This window comes from Actinomadura geliboluensis (genome assembly GCF_005889745.1).
In the GTDB taxonomy this organism is placed as follows: domain Bacteria; phylum Actinomycetota; class Actinomycetes; order Streptosporangiales; family Streptosporangiaceae; genus Spirillospora; species Spirillospora geliboluensis.
The window spans coordinates 1-19149 of the sequence record NZ_VCKZ01000153.1 but is presented as its reverse complement, the minus strand read 5'-3'; the positions used below and the strand labels follow the sequence as shown (position 1 = coordinate 19149).

At 73.7% G+C, this 19149-nt stretch carries 21 protein-coding genes; 9 read left to right on the top strand and 12 right to left on the bottom strand.

Annotated elements, in window-relative coordinates; all coding sequences use genetic code 11:
* Positions 1–95 precede the first annotated feature (95 nt).
* Positions 96–1274, bottom strand: a complete 1179-nt coding sequence (locus ETD96_RS21075; RefSeq protein ID WP_171069151.1) for a glycosyltransferase 87 family protein — start codon at positions 1272–1274, stop codon at positions 96–98.
* Positions 1275–1407: 133 nt separating this feature from the next.
* Between ETD96_RS21075 and ETD96_RS21070 the strand changes: the two genes are divergently transcribed.
* From ETD96_RS21070 to ETD96_RS21055, 4 genes are read left to right on the top strand one after another with little or no spacing between them, the layout of a single operon-like run.
* Positions 1408–2520 carry a sensor histidine kinase gene (locus ETD96_RS21070; protein WP_138638187.1) on the top strand — a complete coding sequence of 371 codons (1113 nt, stop codon included), beginning with the start codon at positions 1408–1410 and terminating at the stop codon, positions 2518–2520.
* Positions 2517–3191: a response regulator gene (locus ETD96_RS21065; protein WP_138638186.1), complete on the top strand. Its 675-nt coding sequence runs from the start codon at positions 2517–2519 to the stop codon at positions 3189–3191. The genes ETD96_RS21070 and ETD96_RS21065 overlap by 4 nt, the downstream gene beginning before the upstream one ends.
* A 38-nt stretch (positions 3192–3229) precedes the next feature.
* Entirely contained in the window at positions 3230–3613 is a 384-nt protein-coding gene (locus ETD96_RS21060; RefSeq protein WP_089328606.1) for a BlaI/MecI/CopY family transcriptional regulator, read from the top strand.
* A complete protein-coding gene (locus ETD96_RS21055) occupies positions 3610–4515 on the top strand; it encodes a M56 family metallopeptidase (RefSeq protein WP_138638185.1) in 906 nt (301 codons plus the stop codon). The genes ETD96_RS21060 and ETD96_RS21055 overlap by 4 nt, the downstream gene beginning before the upstream one ends.
* Here the strand turns inward: ETD96_RS21055 and ETD96_RS21050 are convergent.
* Positions 4472–5962, bottom strand: a complete 1491-nt coding sequence (locus tag ETD96_RS21050) for an MFS transporter (protein WP_138638184.1) — start codon at positions 5960–5962, stop codon at positions 4472–4474. The genes ETD96_RS21055 and ETD96_RS21050 overlap by 44 nt on opposite strands.
* 47 nt (positions 5963–6009) lie before the next feature.
* Entirely contained in the window at positions 6010–6498 is a 489-nt protein-coding gene (locus tag ETD96_RS21045) for a MarR family winged helix-turn-helix transcriptional regulator (RefSeq protein ID WP_138638183.1), read from the bottom strand.
* A 228-nt stretch (positions 6499–6726) separates the two neighbouring features.
* On the opposite strand from ETD96_RS21045, the gene trpS reads away from it, so the two are divergent.
* Positions 6727–7788, top strand: coding sequence for a tryptophan--tRNA ligase (gene trpS, locus ETD96_RS21040; protein ID WP_138638182.1), 1062 nt, complete (start codon positions 6727–6729; stop codon positions 7786–7788).
* On the opposite strand, the gene ETD96_RS21035 is transcribed toward trpS, so the two are convergent.
* Genes ETD96_RS21035 through ETD96_RS21020 form a run of 4 tightly spaced genes read right to left on the bottom strand, consistent with a single transcriptional unit; the run spans position 7785 to position 11054 of the window.
* Entirely contained in the window at positions 7785–8402 is a 618-nt protein-coding gene (locus ETD96_RS21035) for a TetR/AcrR family transcriptional regulator (RefSeq protein ID WP_138638181.1), read from the bottom strand. The genes trpS and ETD96_RS21035 overlap by 4 nt on opposite strands.
* Positions 8402–9337, bottom strand: coding sequence for a saccharopine dehydrogenase NADP-binding domain-containing protein (locus ETD96_RS21030; RefSeq protein ID WP_240807946.1), 936 nt, complete (start codon positions 9335–9337; stop codon positions 8402–8404). The genes ETD96_RS21035 and ETD96_RS21030 overlap by 1 nt, the downstream gene beginning before the upstream one ends.
* Positions 9313–10125 (bottom strand): class I SAM-dependent methyltransferase, encoded by an 813-nt coding sequence (locus ETD96_RS21025; protein WP_138638180.1) that lies wholly within the window; start codon positions 10123–10125, stop codon positions 9313–9315. Before ETD96_RS21025 ends, ETD96_RS21030 begins: the two co-directional genes overlap by 25 nt.
* 41 nt (positions 10126–10166) lie before the next feature.
* On the bottom strand, positions 10167–11054 hold the full coding sequence (locus ETD96_RS21020) for a LysR family transcriptional regulator (protein WP_138638179.1): 888 nt from the start codon (positions 11052–11054) through the stop codon (positions 10167–10169).
* 77 nt (positions 11055–11131) lie between these two features.
* Here ETD96_RS21020 and ETD96_RS21015 point away from each other — a divergent pair, with 77 nt between their 5' ends.
* Complete coding sequence (locus ETD96_RS21015; RefSeq protein WP_138638178.1) at positions 11132–11833, top strand: CTP synthase C-terminal region-related (seleno)protein; 702 nt, start codon at positions 11132–11134, stop codon at positions 11831–11833.
* A 115-nt stretch (positions 11834–11948) separates the two neighbouring features.
* Positions 11949–13034, top strand: coding sequence for a winged helix DNA-binding domain-containing protein (locus tag ETD96_RS21010; protein WP_240807944.1), 1086 nt, complete (start codon positions 11949–11951; stop codon positions 13032–13034).
* A 10-nt stretch (positions 13035–13044) separates the two neighbouring features.
* On the opposite strand, the gene ETD96_RS21005 is transcribed toward ETD96_RS21010, so the two are convergent.
* Positions 13045–13533, bottom strand: coding sequence for a MarR family winged helix-turn-helix transcriptional regulator (locus tag ETD96_RS21005; RefSeq protein WP_138638177.1), 489 nt, complete (start codon positions 13531–13533; stop codon positions 13045–13047).
* A 92-nt stretch (positions 13534–13625) separates the two neighbouring features.
* On the opposite strand from ETD96_RS21005, the gene ETD96_RS21000 reads away from it, so the two are divergent.
* A complete protein-coding gene (locus tag ETD96_RS21000; RefSeq protein WP_138638176.1) occupies positions 13626–14387 on the top strand; it encodes a dioxygenase family protein in 762 nt (253 codons plus the stop codon).
* A gap of 33 nt (positions 14388–14420) precedes the next feature.
* Here ETD96_RS21000 and ETD96_RS20995 read toward each other — a convergent pair whose 3' ends face one another.
* Complete coding sequence (locus ETD96_RS20995) at positions 14421–15269, bottom strand: NAD-dependent epimerase/dehydratase family protein (RefSeq protein ID WP_138638175.1); 849 nt, start codon at positions 15267–15269, stop codon at positions 14421–14423.
* Between the two features lie 249 nt (positions 15270–15518).
* Here ETD96_RS20995 and ETD96_RS20990 point away from each other — a divergent pair, with 249 nt between their 5' ends.
* Complete coding sequence (locus ETD96_RS20990) at positions 15519–16031, top strand: O-acetyl-ADP-ribose deacetylase (protein WP_138638174.1); 513 nt, start codon at positions 15519–15521, stop codon at positions 16029–16031.
* 17 nt (positions 16032–16048) lie between these two features.
* Here the strand turns inward: ETD96_RS20990 and ETD96_RS20985 are convergent, their stop codons facing one another.
* The 3 genes from ETD96_RS20985 to ETD96_RS20975 all read right to left on the bottom strand — a co-directional run bounded on the left by ETD96_RS20985 (position 16049) and on the right by ETD96_RS20975 (position 19077).
* The gene (locus ETD96_RS20985) at positions 16049–16513 is read right to left on the bottom strand and encodes a universal stress protein (RefSeq protein WP_138638173.1); all 465 of its coding nucleotides are present in this window, start codon (positions 16511–16513) and stop codon (positions 16049–16051) included.
* A gap of 63 nt (positions 16514–16576) precedes the next feature.
* Complete coding sequence (locus ETD96_RS20980) at positions 16577–17365, bottom strand: TIGR03084 family metal-binding protein (protein WP_138638172.1); 789 nt, start codon at positions 17363–17365, stop codon at positions 16577–16579.
* Between the two features lie 110 nt (positions 17366–17475).
* Positions 17476–19077 (bottom strand): AMP-binding protein, encoded by a 1602-nt coding sequence (locus tag ETD96_RS20975; protein ID WP_138638171.1) that lies wholly within the window; start codon positions 19075–19077, stop codon positions 17476–17478.
* Positions 19078–19149 lie beyond the last annotated feature (72 nt).

The window sequence follows — 19149 nt, the reverse complement described above, 5'->3', positions numbered from 1 at the left end:
GGGGTGGGTTTCGTTCTACCGCGAGGCTTACCTGCGTGAGTTGCTCGGCATTCCGGGGGACGTTCGTCCGGTCGCCTGGCTGTGTCTGGGGCCGGTCAGCCGTCTGCAATCCGCTCCGGATCTCGAACGGCATGGGTGGCGGCAGCGGCGGGAGTTGGATGCCGCAGTTCACCTTGACCGGTGGGCGGGGCGGTCCTGAGGCGGATCGCCATGTGGGTCAGGAAGGCCACGCCGGCCAGCAGGTAGCAGTTGGCGATCGGGGTCAGGAAGATGTGGAAGCCGTATTGGAGAGGGTGACCGTTGTGCGGCGTCCACCAGAGGGGGGACAGTGCGAAGAGGACGTAGGCGGCCAGGGCGGTTTTCCGGTTGTTGTTTCTGAGGAGCACCGCCAGGGCGGGGACGATCCATACCCAGTGGTGCGCCCAGGAGATGGGGGAGACCAGTAGGCCGGTCGCGCCTGTGACGGCTGTGGCGGTCAGCCAGTCGCCTCTTCTTGCCCAGAGGACGGCGATCGTCAGGCCGATCGCGGCGATGGTCAGCGGGATGGCGGTGTACCAGTCGCCCACTTCGGCCGTGCCGCGCAATATGCGGTTCAGGGTGCCGTAGGGGGATTGGTTGCTGATGTACGGTACGCCCACCCGGGACGTGTCGTAGAAAGTGTCCAGCCAATAGACGCGGGACGCTTCCGGTGCGATGACGTAGGCGAGCAGGGTGCAGGCGGCGAAGGTCGCCGTGGCGGTCACGGCGTCCTTCGTGCGCCTCGTCAGCAGGAGCAGGACGACGAAGATGGCCGGGGTCAGTTTGATCGCGGTCGCGATGCCGATGGCGATTCCGGCGGGGCGGCCTTGGGCGGCGCGGTGCATGTCGGCCAGGACGAGGGCCAGCAGGAAGAGGTTGACCTGGCCCAGGAAGAACGAGTGGTAGACCGGTTCCAGGAGGAGGCCGGCCGCTACGACGGCGATGAGGGGGACGTGGCGGCCGGTCAGTTTCATCGTGATTCGGCATGCCCATATGAAGGCGGCCAGTGCGGCGAATTGCCAGATCACGCGGGCCAGGGTGAGCGGCAGCAGGGAGAGGGGGGTGAAGAGGGCGGCGAAGAAGGGGGTGTTCGTGAACCAGTGGTCGGCCAGCTGCTCCGTGTAGAGGCGGGTCCCGTCCGTTATGGCGTCTCCGCCCAGCCAGTAGATGCGGAAATCCAGCGAGTCGTAGGTGATGGAGAATACGGCTATTGCTGCGACTTCGATGGCCAAGAGGAGCGGTGCCCAGCGTTTCATGCGGATAACGGTGTCGATCGGCCCGGTTTTCGCGCATCGGGCCGTCGCACACATTTGCGGAACGCCCGTTAGCCCGTGGGATTACGCCCGCGGGCCAATGTGCGGGAGAACGGCCGGCGGTTACGATCGGCGCATGTCAGCCCGAGTGCGCCGTCTCAGCGGCGCGGTTCTCGCCTGGTCGGGAGCCGCGCTCTATCCCGGCGTCCTGTTCCTCGCCCTCTCCACCGGGCGGTTCCTCTCGCGGGAACTGGACATCCTGCTCTGCGTCGGCCTCACCGTGCTCGTCGCCGCGCTGCTGCGGCGGAATCCCCTCCCGGCCCACGCGATCCTGCTCTTCTCCTGGATCCTGGCCCTGTCGGAGACGCCGAACGGCGTCGTCGCGGGTGGGCAGATCCTGCTCACCGATCTCGCGGTCTGCTACATCGCCGCGACACGGCCGCGCTGGGTCTCGGGCGCCGTGGCGGTCGTCACCGGCGTCCTGCAACTCCTGTCCGTCGCCGCGTTCCTGATGGCGGACGAGGTGCTCCTCCTCACCGTCGTCCTGGCGATGGTCGTCGTGTGGATGACGGGGAACTCGCTGCGGGTGCGGCGCGCGCACGCGGAGGAGATGCGCGAGCGGGAGACCGCGCAGGCCGTCGCCGCCGAGCGGCTCCGGATCGCCCGCGAGCTGCACGACATGGTCGCGCACAGCATCGGGATCATCGCGATCCAGGCGGGCGTGGGCGGACGGGTGATCGAGACGCAGCCTGCGGAGGCCCGCAACGCGCTGGGCGCGATCGAGGCCACCAGCCGCGACACCCTGTCCGGGCTGCGGCGGATGCTGTCCGCGCTGCGCGCCGACGATCCCGTGCCGCTCGGCCCCGCGCCGGGCCTGGCCGACCTCGACCGGCTGGCGGCGGCGACCGCGGACGCCGGGGTCGCGGTCGACATCCGCCGGACGGGGGAGCCGCGGCCGCTTCCGCCGGACGTCGACCTCTCGGCGTACCGGATCGTCCAGGAGGCGGTCACGAACGTCGTCCGGCACGCGGGCACCGACCGTTGCCGGGTGACGATCGACTACCGCGACGGCGAGCTAGCGATCGAGGTGGCGGACGACGGGCGCGGCGGTGTGGTCGGCGCCGGGTACGGCCTGGTCGGGATGCGGGAGCGGGTCGCGCTGCTGCGCGGCGAGTTCGCCGCCGGGCCGTCCCCCGCGGGCGGGTTCCGGGTGGCGGCCCGCATCCCGGCGCCGGCGGCGGCCGCATGACGGTCCGCGTCGTGCTGGCCGACGACCAGCCGCTCATCCGCGCCGGGCTGCGCGTGCTGATCGCCGACACCCCGGACCTGGAGATCGTCGGCGAGGCCGGGACGGGCCGCGAGGCGGTCGACCTGGTCGAGGCCCTTCACCCCGACGTGGTCGTGATGGACATTCGCATGCCCGACATGGACGGCATCGAGGCCACCCGCCGCATCACCGGGGCGCACGTCATCATGCTGACGACGTTCGACGACGACGAGTACGTGTACGGCTCGCTGAAGGCGGGCGCGAGCGGCTTCCTGGTCAAGGACATGGCGCTGGAGGAGATCCTCGCGGCGATCCGCGTCGTGGCGGGCGGGGACGGGCTGATCGCGCCCAGCGTCACCAAGCGGCTGATCGAGGAGTTCGCCGCCCGTCCGGAGCCCGCCGCCGCGCCGCGGCGGGCCGAGCCGCGGGAGGTCGCCGGGATCACCGGCCGCGAGCGCGAGGTGCTGACCCTGGTCGGGCGCGGCCTGTCGAACCAGGAGATCGCCGACGAGCTCTACATCAGCGTCGCCACGGCGAAGGCGCACGTGGCCCGGCTGCTGGCGAAGCTGGCCGCCCGCGACCGGGTGCAGCTGGTCATCATCGCCTACGAGCTGGGCCTCGTGGCGCCCCCTACCGGCGGTAGTACTACCTGACGTGGTGACCTCGGTATCGGTCGGATAACCTTGAAGCCGTGAAGGGTCTGGGAGAGCTTGAACGCACGGTCATGGAGGTCCTGTGGGAGCGGGAGGACGCCGGCCACGAGGCGGCGACCGCCCGTGACGTGAGCCGTGCGCTCGCCGGCGACCGGGACCTCGCCCACACCACGGTCATGACGGTGCTGGACAGGCTCGCCAAGAAGGGCTTCCTGGAGCGCGAGCGCGACGGCCGGGCCTGGCGCTACCACCCGGTGGCGAGCCGGGAGATGTACGTGACCGAGCTGATGCTGGGCGCGCTGAACGAGACCGGTGACCGGGACGCGGCGCTCGCCCACTTCGTCCGGTCCGTGTCGCGGGACGAGATCGACGTGATCCGGGAGACCCTCGCGGGCCTCACGAGTAAGGAACCACCGGCATGACCGGCGCCGCCCTGCTCGCATTGATCTCTCTCGGGACCGTCGGCGGGGCGCACTTCCTGTCCCGCGCCCGGTGGACGTGGCGAGCGCCGCGCATCGGGATCGCGCTCTGGCAGGCCCTCGGGCTGTGCTGGGGCGTCGCCACGATCGGAGCCCTGCTCGGCCTGGCCCTCCTCCCGTACCGCAAGGGCGTCCTCGGCGGGCTGCCCGGCCTCTACGACGACCAGGCGGCACGCCTCGGCGCCGTGCAGGTCGCGGCGCTGCTCGGTGCGATCAGCCTGGCCGGCGTGCTGCTGGTCATGCTGATGTTCGCGGTGGTCCGGGTGTTCCGGGCCCGGCGGCGGCACCGGGCGCTGCTCGCGCTGGTGTCGCGCCGCGACTCGTCCGTGCCCGGCACCCTCGTCCTCGACCATCCGGGCGCCGCCGCGTACTGCGTGCCGGGCGTCCGCTCGCACAAGGTCGTCGTCAGCGCCGGCACGCTGGAGCTGCTCGACCGCGGCGAGCTGGCCGCGGTCCTCGCGCACGAGCGCGCGCACGCGCGCGAGCGGCACGACCTGGTGCTGCTGCCGTTCACGTCGCTGCGCCAGGTGTTCCCGCAGTTCCACCTGGTCGGGCGGTGCCTGGACGCGGTGGAGCTGCTGATCGAGATGGCCGCCGACGACCGGGCCCGGCACCACCATCCGGCGCGCGAGCTGGCGACGGCGCTGCTGCGGTTCGCCGCGGCGCGCCCGGCGGCCGCCCCGTCCGGGACGCTCGGCGTGGCGCACGGCGACATGCCGGTGATGGTGCGGGTGAACCGCCTGCTGGAGCCGGAGCCGGTGTCGCGCCGCATGCGCGTCGCCGCGTCGGTCGCCGTCCCGGTCATCGCCGGCCTTCCGCTGCTGCTTCTCGTCCTGCCTCACTAGTCCGCGCGGGCGTTTCCGGAGCGGCGGCCTGCGGCTTCGGGCGGCGCAGGACGAGGAGGGACACCGCGAGCGCGGCGACCAGGAGCCCGGCGGAGACGCCGAACGCCAGGTGGTAGCCGCCGGTGAGCGCGTGGGCGGCGTCCTCGCCGTCCGCGCGCAGGGTCTCGGTGCGGGCGGCGGCGAGCGTGGTCAGTACCGCGACGCCGAGGGCCATCCCGACCTGCTGGACGGTGTTGAACACTCCTGACGCGAGGCCCGCGTCCTCCGGGCGGGCGCTCGACATGCCGAGTCCGGTCAGCGACGGCAGGACGAGCCCCGCGCCCGCGACCAGGACGAACACCGGGAGCAGGTCGGTGATGTAGTCGGCGTCCACCGGGACGGTCGTCAGCCATGCCATCGCGCCGATCAGCAGCACCAGGCCCGCCATCAGCACGAACCGCTCACCGAGCCGGTTGGACAGCCGCGCCGACACCAGCAGCGAGACCGCGCCGATCGCGACGGCGGCCGGGAGCATCGCCAGGCCCGTGTCCAGTGCGCTGTAGCCGAGGACCTGCTGCATGTAGAGGGCGACGACCACCTGGAACGAGAACATCGCCGACAGGGTGAGCAGCTGCACGGCGTACGCGCCGGACACGTTCCGCGAGCGCAGGATCCGCAGCGGCATCAGCGGGGTCGCGGCCCGCGCCTGCCGGACGGCGAACCCGGCGAGCAGCAGCAGCGACACCGCGCCGAGGCCCAGCGTGTGGAGCGAGATCCAGCCGTGGCCCTCGACCTTCACGACCGTGTAGATGCCGAGCATCAGCCCGGAGGTGACGAGCAGCGCCCCGGCGATGTCCGCGCCGGCGGCGAGGCCGAGCCCGCGGTCGCGGGGCAGTGCGGGGAGCGCCAGCAGGATCGTGGCGAGGCCGATCGGCAGGTTGATCAGGAAGATCCAGTGCCAGCTCAGCGCGTCGGTGAGGACGCCGCCGAGGACCTGCCCGATGGACGCGCCCGCGGCACCGGTGAAGCTGAAGATCCCGATCGCCTTCGCCCGCTCGCGCGGGTCGGTGAACAGCGTCGCGAGGATGCCGAGGACGACGGCGGTGGCGAGCGCGCCGCCGACGCCCTGGAGGAGGCGGGCGGCGACCAGCACGCCGGACGTGGTGGCCGCCCCGGCGAGCGCGGAGGCCGCCGTGAACACCGCGTTCCCGGCGAGGAAGAGCGTCTTGCGGCCGATGAGGTCGCCGAGCCGTCCGGCGAGGAGCAGCAGGCCGCCGAGCGGGATCAGGTAGGCGTTCATGATCCAGCTGAGCCCGGCGGGGGAGAAGCCGAGGTCGGCCTGGATGGCGGGGGCGGCGACGGTCACGATGCTGCCGTCGAGGATCGCCATCAGCATGGTCGCCGATAGCACGCCGAGCGCGGCCCAGCGGGACCGCAGCAGGGCGGAAGGGGTCGTCTCCGTGGTCATGGAGCGACCGTAGCAGATGGTTTTGTTATAGACGATCCTTCACGGATCTATTTTTTGCCCTGCCGGACGCGCCGGGCCGGCCGGGCGGTCTCGACGGGCGTCGCGAGATGCCCGGTGACCAGGGTGTTCAGGGCGCGGACGAGCACCTCCCGCTCGCCGTCCGGCAGCGACCCGAGGGCGGCCTCGTGCACGCCGTCCACGATCCGCTGGCTCTCCGCCGCGACCCGCGCGCCCTCCTCGGTCACCGCGATGATCCGGGCGCGGCGGTCGGTGGACGACGGCCGGCGCTCGGCGAGGCCCGCCTTCTCCAGCGCGTCCACGGTCACGACCATGGTCGTCTTGTCCATGTCGCCGATCTCGGCGAGCTGGATCTGGGTGCGCTCCTCCTCCAGGGCGTGGACGAGGACGCAGTGCATGCGCGGCGTCAGCCCGATCTCGGCGAGCGCCGCTGTCATCTGGGTGCGCAGGACGTGGCCGGTGCGGTCGAGCAGGAAAGACAGGTCCGTCGTCGTCCGGCTGGGGGCCATCGAAGTCATACCGCCAGCCTACCCAGGTTGTTCTGTTGCGGATTATCTGCTAGGAGCCGCATGCCATCGTCTATGCTGGGGGCATGAACCGCGTGTGTCTGGGCTGGTGGCCGTCCTAGGACGGCCGACGCTCGCGCATGCCACAGGGCCGTCCGCTGGACGGCCCTTCTGCTTCTCGGTGACCCGGGCCGGTCCGGCGGGACGGCCGCCCAGCCCGCTCCCGACCGAGGAGAGACCATGGAGACGACCGCCACCAGCACCGCCACCAGCACCGCCGCGGCCGAAGCGCGCAGCCGCGAGCTGGAGGAACGCATCGCCGCCGACCCCGGCGCGTTCCGCATCCTGACCGGCGACCGCCCCACCGGGCCGCTGCATCTCGGCCACTACTTCGGCACCCTCGCGAACCGCGTGCGGCTGCAGCGCGCCGGCGTCGAGCTGTTCGTGCTCGTCGCCGACTACCAGGTGCTCACCGACCGGGACGTCGCCGACCGGCTGTCGGAGTACGTCGAGGGCCTGGTCGCCGACTACCTGGCCGCCGGGATCGACCCGTCCGCCGCGACCGTCTTCCGGCACAGCGCCGTCCCCGCGCTGAACCAGCTCATGCTGCCGTTCCTGTCGCTCGTGTCGGTGCCGGAACTGAGCCGCAACCCGACCGTGAAGGACGAGATCGCCTCGTCCCGGCAGTCGTCGGTCAGCGGGCTGATGTTCACCTACCCGGTCCACCAGGCCGCCGACATCCTGTTCTGCAAGGCCAACCTCGTCCCCGTCGGGAAGGACCAGCTCCCGCACCAGGAGATCACCCGGACGATCGCCCGCCGCTTCAACGAGCGCTACGCGCCGGTCTTCCCCGTGCCGGACGCGCTGCTGTCCGCCGCCCCGAGCCTGCTCGGCATGGACGGCCAGAAGATGAGCAAGAGCCGCGGCAACGCCATCGCGCTGTCCGCCGGGCCGGACGAGACCGCCAGGCTGATCAGGCGGGCGGTGACCGACACCGACCGGCACATCGCCTACGCGCCCGAGACCCGCCCGCAGGTGTCGAACCTGGTGCTGCTCGCCGCGCTCTGCCAGGGCCGCGACCCGCATGCCGTCGCCGCCGAGATCGGGGACGGCGGCGGCGCCGCGCTCAAGAAGGTCGTCACGGACTCGGTCAACGAGTTCCTCCGCCCGATCCGGGCCCGCCGCGCCGAACTGGTCGCGGACCGGACGTACCTGCGCGGCGTCCTGGACGAGGGCAACGAGCGCGCCAACGCCGTCGCCGACCGCACCCTGGCGGAGGTGAGGGCGGCGATGGAGTCCTAACGCGGGGCGATGCCGCGCAGCACGACGGCGACCAGCTCGTCGGCGGAGGCCGGCGGGACGCGGCGCGCGATGTCCTCGCCCTGGAAGAGCGCCGACAGCACCGGTTCGTGGCAGGCGCCGACGAGCATGGACGCGGCGGCGTCCAGCGGGGCGTCCGGGGCGAGGCGGCCGAGGTCGCGCTCGGCCCGCAGGTAGCCGGCGAGCCGGGACCGCCAGTCCTCCTCGCCGCCGCTCAGCGCCGAGAACCGGCTGAGCACCTCGGGCTGCGCGACCAGCCCGGCCAGGGCGGGGACGAGGGCGCCGTGCGTCGCCAGCCCGTGCGCGACGTACGCGCGCAGGTTCTCCTCGACGGTGGCGGTGCCGGGCTCGGGCAGCGGGTCGAGCGCCCGGCCCACCGACTCCGCCCGCGCCCGCAGCGCGTGCGCGAGCAGCTCCTCCTTGTCGGCGAAGTGGTTGTAGAGGACGCCGTCGGCGACGCCGGCCTCACGCGCGATCGCCCGGACGGTCAGCCCGGCCGTCCCGCGGTCGGCCATCATCCGCTCCGCCGTCGCGATCAGGTGCTCGCGCAGGGTCCGGTCGCCGGCGCGCAGCACGGCCGCTTTTCGAGGTGACATCACCGCGCATCGTATTCTCCGAGCGCGAACCCGCGGGCGGCGAGCTCGGGCAGGAAGTCGGGGCCGGCGACGTCCTCGATGTGCCGGACGCCGGGCGGCGCCCCGGCCAGCCGCCGGACGACCAGCGCGGCGGCCAGGCCCGTCGCCCGGCTCTGCCGCCGCCCGGCGAACGACCGGACCCGGCCACCCGACGCGACCGCCACCGCGAACCCGTCCCCGCCCACGTGGACGTGCCGGAACGCGGCCCGCAGCGGTGCGGCGTCGCGGAACCGCCGGAGCCGGGGCAGGACGGCGGTCAGGGCGCGCGAGTCCAGGCAGAGGCCCGTCCTGACCCGCCCGGGGAGGGTGTACTGGTCGGAGAACGGGAAGCGGTGCACGGTGCGCACTCCGTAGGGCGGCGGGAAGCGCATCCGCCACGATTCGCCCAGGTCGCCGAGGGAGTCGAGCGTCCAGTCCACGGCGGACGGGCCGTGCCGCTCGCCCGCGCCGAGCAGGACGCCGATCTCCGTGTCCGCCCCGCCGAACCCGGCGGCCAGCAGGTTGGTGACACCGGGCGCGAGGCCCACGCTGAGCACGGCCGTCGCGCCCGCGCCCGCCGCGAGCCCGTCGAGCTTCTCGATCCCGGAGAGCACCTCGTAGGACGCGGAGACGTCGACGTAGTGGACGCCGCGCCGCAGGCACTGCTCGGCGACGCGCACGTTCTCGGTCTCGGCGCACATGACGACCGCGTCGGCTTCGAGCCCTGCGACGCCGTCGCGCCGCAGGTCCACACGCATCGGAATCGCACCGTTCACGGTGCCGGCCTTGGCGAGGTCGCGGCCCGCGACGACGATCTCCGGGACGTGCCCGCGCAGGCCCGCGACGACCTCCCGTCCCACGGCTCCGTACCCGCCGAGGACGACGACCCGGTTCATCGGCGCGCCGTCACCAGCCACGACCGGCTCCGCAGCCGGACGGCGCCGTCGCGCTCGAAGCGCCGCATCGCCTCCGCGAGCGTGGCGACGAGGTCGTCTCCGGCGCCGTAGTTGTAGCGGATCGGGCCCCACTCGGCGAAGAACTGGGCCGCGTCCCGCGCGTCCCGTCCCCAGATCTGCTCGGCCTCGACCTGGCGGCAGTTCACGGAGCCGAACCCGGCCGCGCCGAGCACCTCCTGGACGCGGCCGGGATCCGACAGCGACAGGGGTCCGTCATGCCCGATCGGGGCCTCCTCGCGCGGCGGCAGCGCGGCGAAGACCGCCTGGAGGTCGGTGTCGCCGATCGGCGCCATCGAGAGGAACGCCAGCCGCCCGCCGTCCCGCAGCGCCCGCCGGATGTTCCCGAACGCGGCGACGGGATCGGCGAAGAACATGACCCCGACCCGGCTGATCGCCACGTCGTAGGCGCCGTCCTCGAAGGGGTGGACCTGGGCGTCGGCCTGCACGAACTCCACGTTCCCGACGCCCTCCGCCGCGGCGCGGTCGCGGGCGGTGCCGAGCATGGGCCCGGACAGGTCCACGCCCGTCGCCGCGCCGAGCCGGGCGCGCCGGGCCGCGAGCCGGGTGGTCTGCCCGTTCCCGCAGCCGATGTCGAGGACGCGGTCGTGCGGCCCGATGGCCGCCGCGTCCAGCAGGGCGTCGTTGAACCCGCCGTTGACCGCGTCGTACCGGTCGGGATGCGCGGCCCAGTGCTCACCCTCGTACCCGTTCCACGCCTCCGCCTGGTGCGTGTTGACGATCTCCGCCATGCCCCCTCCTCGGGTATGAACGTATGTTCATGAACATAGGTTCATATCGCGTCCGCCGTCAAGGCCGCGCTGAAGGCCGTACCCGCGGGGCCGGGCGAGCGGGGGCACAGCAGCTCGGTGCGATGGACGACCCGCGGCGCGCGGACGGGCACCTCGGCCAGGCCCGGATGCCCGGCGGCGCCCGCGGGCAGGACGGCCAGCCCGTGCCCGGCGGCGACCAGCGCGGCGACCAGCGCGAGGTCGCCGCCCGCGCAGGCGAGGGACGGGCGGAAGCCGTCCCGCACGCCCGCCGCCCGGCGCAGGTCCGGCAGCGGCGCGGCGACGTCCGGGGCGTCCAGCCACAGCGCGTCGACGAGATCGCGCAGGTCGAGGCCGGGCCGGGACGCCAGCGGATGCGCGGCGGGCAGCGCGACCGCGAGCGGCCGCTCGGCCACCGCGGCCGCCGTGACCGGGGCATCGGCGTCCGGGCGCAGCGGATCGGTGGGCGCGGCGATGCCGTCCACCAGCCCGATGTCCAGTCCGCCGGTCGCCACGGCCGCGCCGATGCCGGCGCGGGGCAGCACGCGGACGGCTGCGTCCAGCCGCGGATGCGCCCGGCGGGCCGCGGCCAGCGCCCCCGCGGCGTGGGCGGCGGCGAGCGGCGCGGCGCCGACGCGCAGCCGCAGCCGGGGCGCCCCGCCCAGCCGGTCGATCTCCGAGCGTGCCGCCCGCAGCCGCAGGAGGATCGGCTCGGCATGGTCGAGCAGCCGCGCCCCGGCCTCCGTCGGACGGACGGGACGGCGGTGCAGGAGCGTCACCTTGAGATCGCTCTCCAGCGACGCGATCTGCTGCGACACGGCGGCCTGCGTGTACCCCAACTCGCGGGCGGCGGCCGAGAACGAGCCCGCCCGGACGACAGCGACGAACGTGCGCAGGAGATGCGAATCCATGAGGATAAGCATTGCTTATCAAGCCATCGGGAATCATCGTTGGCGCTTGAGCATGCGGGCGGGCCAGGATCGAGGGCATGACGTTCACCGCACGCATCGCCCTGGTGGGGGAGCGGTCTCCCCACGTCCAGTCGCACGTCCGGATCCCGGGGCTGCTGGAGTCCGTCCGGGAGCGCGACGGCCTCCTCGTCGAGGCGTACTGGATCCCGACCGGCGACGTGGGCGACGGGCTGGAGAAGTTCGACGGGGTGTGGCTGCTGCCGGGCAGCCCGTACGAGAGCGAGGCCGGCGCCGTCACCGCCGTGCGGTCCGCCAGGGAGCACCGGATTCCCATCCTCGGGACGTGCGGCGGCTTCCAGCACATGCTGCTGGAGTACGCGCGCAACGTCTGCGGCCTGGACGACGCCAGGCACGCCGAGAACGACCCCGGCGAGGCCGGTGACGACGCGCTGATCACGCCGCTGGCCTGCTCGCTCGCCGGTCACGAGGCGGAGGTCGCCGTGACGCCCGGCTCGTTCGCCGCGCGGCTCATGGGCACGACGCGCAGCACCGAGCGCTACGGCTGCGCCTTCGGCCCCAACCCCCGCTACGAGGACGCGCTGCGCGCGGGCGGCCTGCGGTTCACCGGGCACGACGACGCCGGGCAGGTGCGCATCGCGGAGCTGCCCGGGCACCCGTTCTACCTCGCCACGCTCTTCCAGCCGGAGCTTGCGGGCGACGGGACCCGTCCCCACCCGGTCATCGCGGCGTTCCTGGCCGCGGCGGCTGAGTCGCACTGATTATCCGATGTCGGACCCATCCGGGACGATGAACGGATGAACTGGTTCCGGCACCGCCGTCCCGCCCTGGCCCTGGAGGTCTCACGCCTCACGGACGAGGAGCAGCGGGGTCGTCGTGAAGGCTGACAAGCGGGACCTGAACCGGGCGCTGCTCGCACGGCAGATGCTGCTGGAACGGCGTGAGATGCCCGTTCTGGACGCCATCGAGCACCTCATCGGCATGCAGGCGCAGGCACCCAGCCCGCCGCACATCGGGCTGTGGAGCCGCCTCGCCGGCTTCGCGTTCGACGCGGTGGGCCCGCTGATGACCGAGCGGCGGGTGCTCCGGATGGTGCTGATGCGCGGAACGCTCCACCTGGTCAGCGCCCGCGACGCCCGCGCGCTGCGGCCGCTCACCCAGCCGCTCCTGGACAACTACCTGCGGACCCGGGCCGCCGACCTGGCCGGCATCGACCTCGACGCGGTCACCGCGCACGCCCGCGCGCTGCTGGAGGACGAGCCGCGCACCGACAAGGAGCTGCGCGAGCTGCTGGCCGAGCGGTGGCCGGACGACGACCCCGCGCTGCTCGGCTGGGCCGTCCGGTGCAGGCTGCCGCTGGTCCAGGTGCCGCCGCGCGGCATCTGGGGCGCCTCGGGGGTCGCCCGGCACACGACCCTCGACACCTGGCTGGACGGGCATCCGCCCGCCGAGACGACGCTGGACGAGGTCGTGCTGCGCTATCTGGCCGCGTTCGGGCCGGCGAGCGTCCAGGACGTCCAGCAGTGGTCCGGCCTGACGCGGCTCGGCGAGGTCGTCGAGCGGCTGCGGCCGGAGCTGCTGGAGTTCCGGGACGAGAACGGCCGCGCGCTCTACGACGTGCCGGACGCGCCGCGTCCCGGCGGCGACGCGCCCGCGCCGGTCCGGTTCGTCCCGGACTTCGACAACCTGCTGCTCTCCCACGCCGACCGCGCCCGGATCATCAGCGAGGAGCACCGCAAGCGCGTCTTCACCGTCAACGGCATCATCCGCGCGACGTTCCTGGTGGACGGCTTCGTCCACGGCATATGGAAGATCGAGAAGAAGCGCGGGGAGGCGGTGCTGCGCGTCGACCCGTTCGCCCCGGTCCCGAAGCGGGAGCGCGCCGCGCTCGAAGAGGAGGGCCTGCGGCTGCTGGCCGCCGGGCACCCCGACGCCAAGTCGCACGCGGTCGAGTTCCGCTAGACCGCGCCGGTCAGCCTTCGCCGCGTGCGCACGGGGCCTCGTGGTCGGGGTCGAGGGACGACAGGAGCGCGTGCAGGGTCTCGCGGAAGGCGAGCATCTGCTCGCGGTCCAGCGGGTCGAACAGGTGGCGCCTGACCTCGGCGACATGGCCGGGCGCCGCCTTGACCAGCACGGCGTAGCCCTCGTCGGTCAGCCGCGCGATCGTGGTGCGCCGGTCGCCGTCGTGCTTGCAGCGGCTCACCCACCCGGCCTCCTCCAGCCGGTTCACGGCGTGGGAGAGGCGGCTCGGGGACGAGTGGACGAGGTCGGCGAGCGCGGTCATCGTCAGCGCGCGGTCGGGCGCCTCCGACAGCATCGCCAGGATCATGTAGTAGGCGTGCGGCATCCCGGAGTCGCGCTGGAGCTGCCGGTCGAGGGCGGCGTTGAGCAGCCGCGACGTCCACAGGAAGGCCCGCCAGGTCTCCTGCTCCTCGTCGTCCAGCCACTGCGCCTCGGTCATGCGGACAGTCTACCCAAAAGTTGAACCCTCAAGCCTTGAAAGTTCAATCATTCTCCGGATATGGTTGAAGTCTCAAGTAAAAGGGGGACGACATGACCCGGATGCCGGTGCTCTACCTGAGCCACGGGGCTCCGCCGCTGGCGGACGACGCCCTGTGGACCGACCAGCTCGCCCGCTGGTCGGCCGACCTGCCGAAGCCCGCGGCGATCCTCATGGTGTCCGCGCACTGGGAGGCCGCGCCGCTCAGCGTCGGCGCCACCCGGCCGGTGCCGCTGGTGTACGACTTCTGGGGATTCCCAGAGCACTACTACCGCGTCCGCTATGACGCGCCCGGCGCCCCCGAGCTGGCCGCCGACGTGCGCAAGCTGATCCCCGGCGTCCACCAGGACGAGGAGCGGGGCCTGGACCACGGCGCGTACGTGCCGCTGGTGGAGATGTACCCGGACGCCGACGTCCCTGTGCTGCAGATGTCGATGCCGACGCTGGAGCCGGAGCGGCTCTTCGAGGTGGGGCGGAGCCTCGCGCCGCTGCGCGACCGCGGCGTGCTGATCATCGGGAGCGGGTTCACCACGCACAACCTGCGGGAGCTGCGCCCGGACCCGGACGCCCCGCCGCCCGCCTGGTCGGCGGAGTTCGACGAGTGGACGGACCGCGCGGTGCGGGGCGGCGACGTCGACGCCCTGCTGGACTTCCGCGCGAAGGCGCCCGCGGCGCGCATCGCCCACCCGCGGACCGAGCATTTCGCGCCGCTGTTCATGGCGCTGGGAGCGGACGCGGACCAGGCGTCGGAGCGCCGGTCCGTGATCGACGGCTACTGGCTCGGGCTGGCGAAGCGCTCGTTCCAGTTTGGGTGAATTGTCACGTTCCGCCCGATTGGCCGGACGGGGTCAGTCGGTCGCCGTCTCCATCTGGGCGAAACCGGTGCGCCACGAGGTCACCTGCGGCTTCCAGCCGAGGTCCAGCGCCTTGGCGTTGGACACCGGGCGGCCGGTCGTCGCGGCGTGCTTGCCGGCGCTGCCCGGGTGCGGGGCGCCGATCGCCGCGCTGTAGACGGGCAGCCAGTCCGCCGTGGTGGCGGGCTCGTCGTCCACGATGTTGACGGCGCCGGCCGGCCAGTCGAGCGCGGCGAGCGCCGCCGACGCCGCGTCGTCGGCGTGCACGAAGGACGTCCACGACGGCGCCAGCCGCAGCGTGCCCGCGCGGGCCCGCTCGGCGATCGCGCCGTCGGGGGCGTACCAGGTGCCGGGGCCGTAGAGCGCGCCGTACCGCAGCACCACGCCGCGCGGCATCTCGCCGACCGCGTCCTCCAGCGCCGCGACGCCCGCGTACGGCGGCAGCGAGGAGTCGAGCGGGTCGGACTCGACGGCCGCCGTGTCGCCCGGGACGTACAGCCAGGCGATGCTCTGCGCGACCATCGTCTCGACGCCCGCGGCCTTCGCCGCGTCCACCAGGTGGCGGGTGCCGGCGATGCGCAGCCGCGAGTTGGCCTGGAAGTCCTCCGCGCTGAGGTCGGTGAGCTGGTGGATCACGGCGTCCGGGCGCTCGGCCGCGACGGCGTCGCGGACCGCCGGGCCGTCGAGCATGTCCACGACGACGGGCGCGGCGCCGAGATCGCGCAGCAGCCCGGCGCGGTCGGACCGGCGCGTCGTCCCTGCGACCTCGTGGCCCGCCTGGACGAGCAGCGGGATCAGCCGGCGGCCGACGACTCCGGTCGCTCCGGCGAGGAGAATCTTCAAGGGGGTACCTCCGCGACTGTCACGCCTTTGTGAGATCGTCTTTTGTAGGATCGTCCAGGTGCACTCGCCCGGCGTTCGGCATGGTAGCCCCCCTGCGTCCGGTCGGACGACGTCGGACGAGCCGCACCGCCCCCGGGGTCCCGTCCGCCCATGAGCGTACCGCCGGGAACCGCCCGAACGCGTTTCGCATCCGGCGCGGACGAGAATTCCCGTGTGCGAAACGGAACCGGCGACGGCGGAGGAACGCGCATGGAGATCACTCTCGTCCAGGGCGACATCACCGAGCAGGACGCCGACGCGATCGTGAACGCGGCCAACTCCTCGCTGCTCGGGGGCGGCGGCGTGGACGGCGCGATCCACCGCCGGGGCGGGCCCGAGATCCTCGACGCGTGCCGTGACCTGCGCGCTTCGCGGTACGGCGGCGGGCTGCCGACCGGCCGGGCGGTCGCGACCACGGCCGGGCGGCTGACCGCCCGCTGGGTGATCCACACGGTCGGCCCGGTGTACTCGGCGTCCGACGACCGCTCCGGCCTGCTGGCCTCCTGCTACCGCGAGTCCCTCCGCGTCGCCGACGAGCTGGGCGCCGCCTCGGTCGCCTTCCCGGCGGTGTCGGCGGGCATCTTCGGCTGGCCGCTGGACGATGCCGCCCGGATCGCCGTCGGCACCGTCCGCTCCACCCCCACCCAGGTCGCCGACGCCCGCTTCGTCCTCTTCAGCGGCGACGTCTACGCCGCCTTCGAGCGCGCGCTGGAATCCCTCTAGCCGCTTCCGGCCCGCCGTCAGTCCTCCTTGGGGGGCGGCACCACGAGGACGGGCCGGTGCGCGTGGTGCAGCACGCGGGTCGACACGCTGCCCAAGATGACGGAACGGGCGCCCGCGAGACCGCGCGAACCCGTGACGATCAACGAGGCGTTCAGCTCGTCCGCGACGTCCACGATGGCGGCCCAGACGGGGCCGCCGCCGCGCTCCGCCCGCGTCGTCACCTGGGTCAATCCGGCGGAGAGGGCGAGGTCGGCGCCCGCCTGGGCGAGCTGCTCGGCCTGCTTCTCCTCCTCCCAGGTGTCGCCGTCCTGCGGCCCGGCGGGGACCGGGGCCACGGCGGCGATCGGCGCCCAGGTGATCTGAGTCAGCAGCGGCTCCCACACCGTCATCACCACGGTCGGCTCGGCCTTCAGGTGGCGTGCGGCGAACTCGATGGCGGTGCGCGAGTCGTCAGAACCGTCGAATGCAATGAGAACTGTCATATGAAAGACATTTCCAAGATCAGAGGCGGGGGAACCCGAACGGCCCGCACAGTGGCCGATCTCTCAGCCGGCCTGGGGCGCGCGGCCGGTGCCGGGCGGGCCGGCGAACGCCTGCGCGATGTCGAGCCAGCGGTCGGCGTCCGGACCGGTGGCGGTGAGCGCGAGATCGGCGCGGTGCCGGCGCTGCGCGACGGCGTGGCAGAAGTCGAGCGCGGGACCGGTCACGGACTGGCGCGCGTCCGCCGGCCCCCACGTCCACTCCTCGCCGCCGGGCCCCGCCAGGACGACGCGGAACTCCTCGGCCGGCGGCTCCAGGCCGCGGTTGCGGTACGCGAAGTCGCGGGTCCGGACGCCGATGTGCGCGACGTGCCGGAGCCGGTGCGTCGGCTCGCGCCGGACGCCGAGCGCGTCGGCGACGTCCTCGCCGTGCGCCCACGTCTCCATCAGCCGCGCGGTCGCGAGTGTCGCGGCGCCCATCGGCGGGCCGAACCAGGGCAGCCGCGTGCCGGGCGGGACGGCGGCGAGGGCGGCCACCATGCGGCGGCGGCCCTCGCGCCAGCGGGCGAGGAGCGCCGCCGGGTCCTCCTTCGCGCCCTCCCGCGCGCCCGTCTCCACGTAGCCGTCGGGGTCGGCGAGCGCCTCCTCGACGAGCTTGCCGAACGCGTCGGCGTCGGTGGCCGCGACCACGGCCTGGTCGTCGGTCCAGGCGAGGTGGGCGATCTGGTGCGCGATCGTCCAGCCCTCGGCCGGGGTCGGGTCCGCCCAGCGGGCGGCGGGCAGCGGCGCGACGAGGGCGTCGACGGAGTCGCCCTCGGCGGCGAGGTCGGCGAGCAGAGAGTGCAGATCCGGCATTCCGCCAGCATCGTCCAGCCGGCCGCCCCCGGTACAGGGGGCGGACTACAAAACCGAACGCGGTTCTTTAGCCGGGTCCGTCAGTCGCCGCCGGCCGCCGCCGGCCGCCGTCAGCCGAGGAGGGCGCGGGCGGCGGCGTAGTCGGCCTTGCCGTTGGGCAGCCGGAGGCCCGCGTCCGTCCGGACGAACGCCTTCGGGATCTTGTAGCGGGCCAGGTGGGCGGCGCAGCCCGCGCGCAGCTCGTCGTCGGACGGGCCGCCGGCGGGGCTCACCACCGCGACGATCTCGGTGCCCCAGCGCTCGCTCGGCCGGCCGACGACCAGCGCGTCCGCGACGCCCGGCAGCCCGCGCAGCACGGACTCGACCTCCTCCGCGAACACCTTCTCCCCGCCGGTGTTGATCGTGGTCGCCTCCCGGCCGTGGACCTCGACGGTGCCGTCCGCGAGCAGCCGCGCCCGGTCGCCCGCCACCACGAGGCGCTCGCCGTCCAGCGTCAGGAACGTGGAGGCGGTCTTCGCCGGGTCGCCGAGGTAGCCGAGCGGGATCGCGTCGCCGCCCTTGGCCAGCCAGCCCAGCTCGTCCTCGCCGGGCGCGAGGCGCCGGGACCGGTCGGCGGACAGCACCGCCGTCCCGGGCGCCGCCGCGAACGTCCTCGCCGCCGAGCCGTTCCGGGTCACCTGGAACCCCGACTCCGACGAGCCGAGGACGTCCACGATCCGGGTGTGCGGCAGGAGCTCCAGCATCCGCGCCTTCACGCCGGGGCTGATCGCGGCGGCCGAGTTCACGAACGTGCGGAGCGCGCCGAGGTCGTGCGGCCGGGCCTCCAGCGCCGCCGTGATCGGACGGGCGAACGCGTCCCCGACCAGCGGCATCCGGGTGACGCGCTCGCGCTCGGCGGTCGCCATCAGGTCGGCCGCGTCCAGGCCGTCCACCCGGTCGGGGAACACCACGCACCCGCCGCCGCACCAGGCGCCGAGCGCCGACCACGTGCCCGCGCCGTGCATCAGCGGCGGGCCGACCAGCACCCGCACGTCGCTGCGGACGGCCCGCGCGACGGCGTCGTCCAGATCGGTGACGGGGACGCCGTCGCGGCGCCGCAGGCCGAGCGGGCCGATCATCAGGTCGCCGATCCGCCACAGCACGCCCTTCGGCATGCCGGTCGTGCCGCCGGTGTAGAGGACGTGCAGGTCACCGGCCTCGGGCCGCACCGGCAGCGGGTCGGCGGACGCCTTGGCGAGGGCGTCCTCGTAGTCGAGCGCGCCGGGCAGCAGCGGGGCGCCGGACTCGTCCGCGACCTGGAGGAGCAGCGGGCGCTCGTCCAGCCGCTCGACGACCCGGCCGATGGCGTCCGCGAACCGCGCGTGGAAGAGCACGGCCGCGGGGCGGGCGTCGCCGAACAGGTGCGCCAGCTCGTCGTCCACGTACCGGTAGTTGACGTTGAACGGGGCGACGCGGGCCTTGTGCGCGCCGACCAGGCCCTCCAGGTACTCGGGGCCGTTGTGCAGGTAGAGCGCGAGATGGTCGTGCGGCGACTCCCAGGGCTCGGCCGCCGTGCCGCGCAGGCCGAGGCCGTGCGCGTGCAGGACGTTCGCCAGCCGCCGGGTCCGGTCGGCCGTCTCCCGCCAGGTCGTCCGGCGGTCGCGCCACACCAGGCACTCGCGGTCGGGGATCGCGGCGGCGATGGCCTCGTGCAGGGTCGCCAGGTCGAGCATCGGCACTCCTCGGGGGGACGGCGTCGGCAGCACCGTAACCGATAACTTACCGAACCTCGTTCGGTGGTGGCG

Bases quoted from the DNA above. Each gene is read 5' to 3' on its own strand.
- ETD96_RS20980 (WP_138638172.1), bottom strand. From the start codon at position 17,365: ATGCCGGATCTGCACTCTCTGCTCGCCGACCTCGCCGCCGAGGGCGAC.
- ETD96_RS21065 (WP_138638186.1), top strand. From the start codon at position 2,517: ATGACGGTCCGCGTCGTGCTGGCCGACGACCAGCCGCTCATCCGCGCC.
- ETD96_RS21035 (WP_138638181.1), bottom strand. From the start codon at position 8,402: ATGTCACCTCGAAAAGCGGCCGTGCTGCGCGCCGGCGACCGGACCCTG.
- ETD96_RS21025 (WP_138638180.1), bottom strand. From the start codon at position 10,125: ATGGCGGAGATCGTCAACACGCACCAGGCGGAGGCGTGGAACGGGTAC.
- trpS (WP_138638182.1), top strand. From the start codon at position 6,727: ATGGAGACGACCGCCACCAGCACCGCCACCAGCACCGCCGCGGCCGAA.
- ETD96_RS21015 (WP_138638178.1), top strand. From the start codon at position 11,132: ATGACGTTCACCGCACGCATCGCCCTGGTGGGGGAGCGGTCTCCCCAC.
- ETD96_RS20985 (WP_138638173.1), bottom strand. From the start codon at position 16,513: ATGACAGTTCTCATTGCATTCGACGGTTCTGACGACTCGCGCACCGCC.
- ETD96_RS21045 (WP_138638183.1), bottom strand. From the start codon at position 6,498: ATGACTTCGATGGCCCCCAGCCGGACGACGACGGACCTGTCTTTCCTG.
- ETD96_RS21050 (WP_138638184.1), bottom strand. From the start codon at position 5,962: ATGACCACGGAGACGACCCCTTCCGCCCTGCTGCGGTCCCGCTGGGCC.
- ETD96_RS21070 (WP_138638187.1), top strand. From the start codon at position 1,408: ATGTCAGCCCGAGTGCGCCGTCTCAGCGGCGCGGTTCTCGCCTGGTCG.
- ETD96_RS21075 (WP_171069151.1), bottom strand. From the start codon at position 1,274: ATGAAACGCTGGGCACCGCTCCTCTTGGCCATCGAAGTCGCAGCAATA.
- ETD96_RS20990 (WP_138638174.1), top strand. From the start codon at position 15,519: ATGGAGATCACTCTCGTCCAGGGCGACATCACCGAGCAGGACGCCGAC.
- ETD96_RS21055 (WP_138638185.1), top strand. From the start codon at position 3,610: ATGACCGGCGCCGCCCTGCTCGCATTGATCTCTCTCGGGACCGTCGGC.
- ETD96_RS21005 (WP_138638177.1), bottom strand. From the start codon at position 13,533: ATGACCGAGGCGCAGTGGCTGGACGACGAGGAGCAGGAGACCTGGCGG.
- ETD96_RS21000 (WP_138638176.1), top strand. From the start codon at position 13,626: ATGACCCGGATGCCGGTGCTCTACCTGAGCCACGGGGCTCCGCCGCTG.
- ETD96_RS21020 (WP_138638179.1), bottom strand. From the start codon at position 11,054: ATGGATTCGCATCTCCTGCGCACGTTCGTCGCTGTCGTCCGGGCGGGC.
- ETD96_RS20975 (WP_138638171.1), bottom strand. From the start codon at position 19,077: ATGCTCGACCTGGCGACCCTGCACGAGGCCATCGCCGCCGCGATCCCC.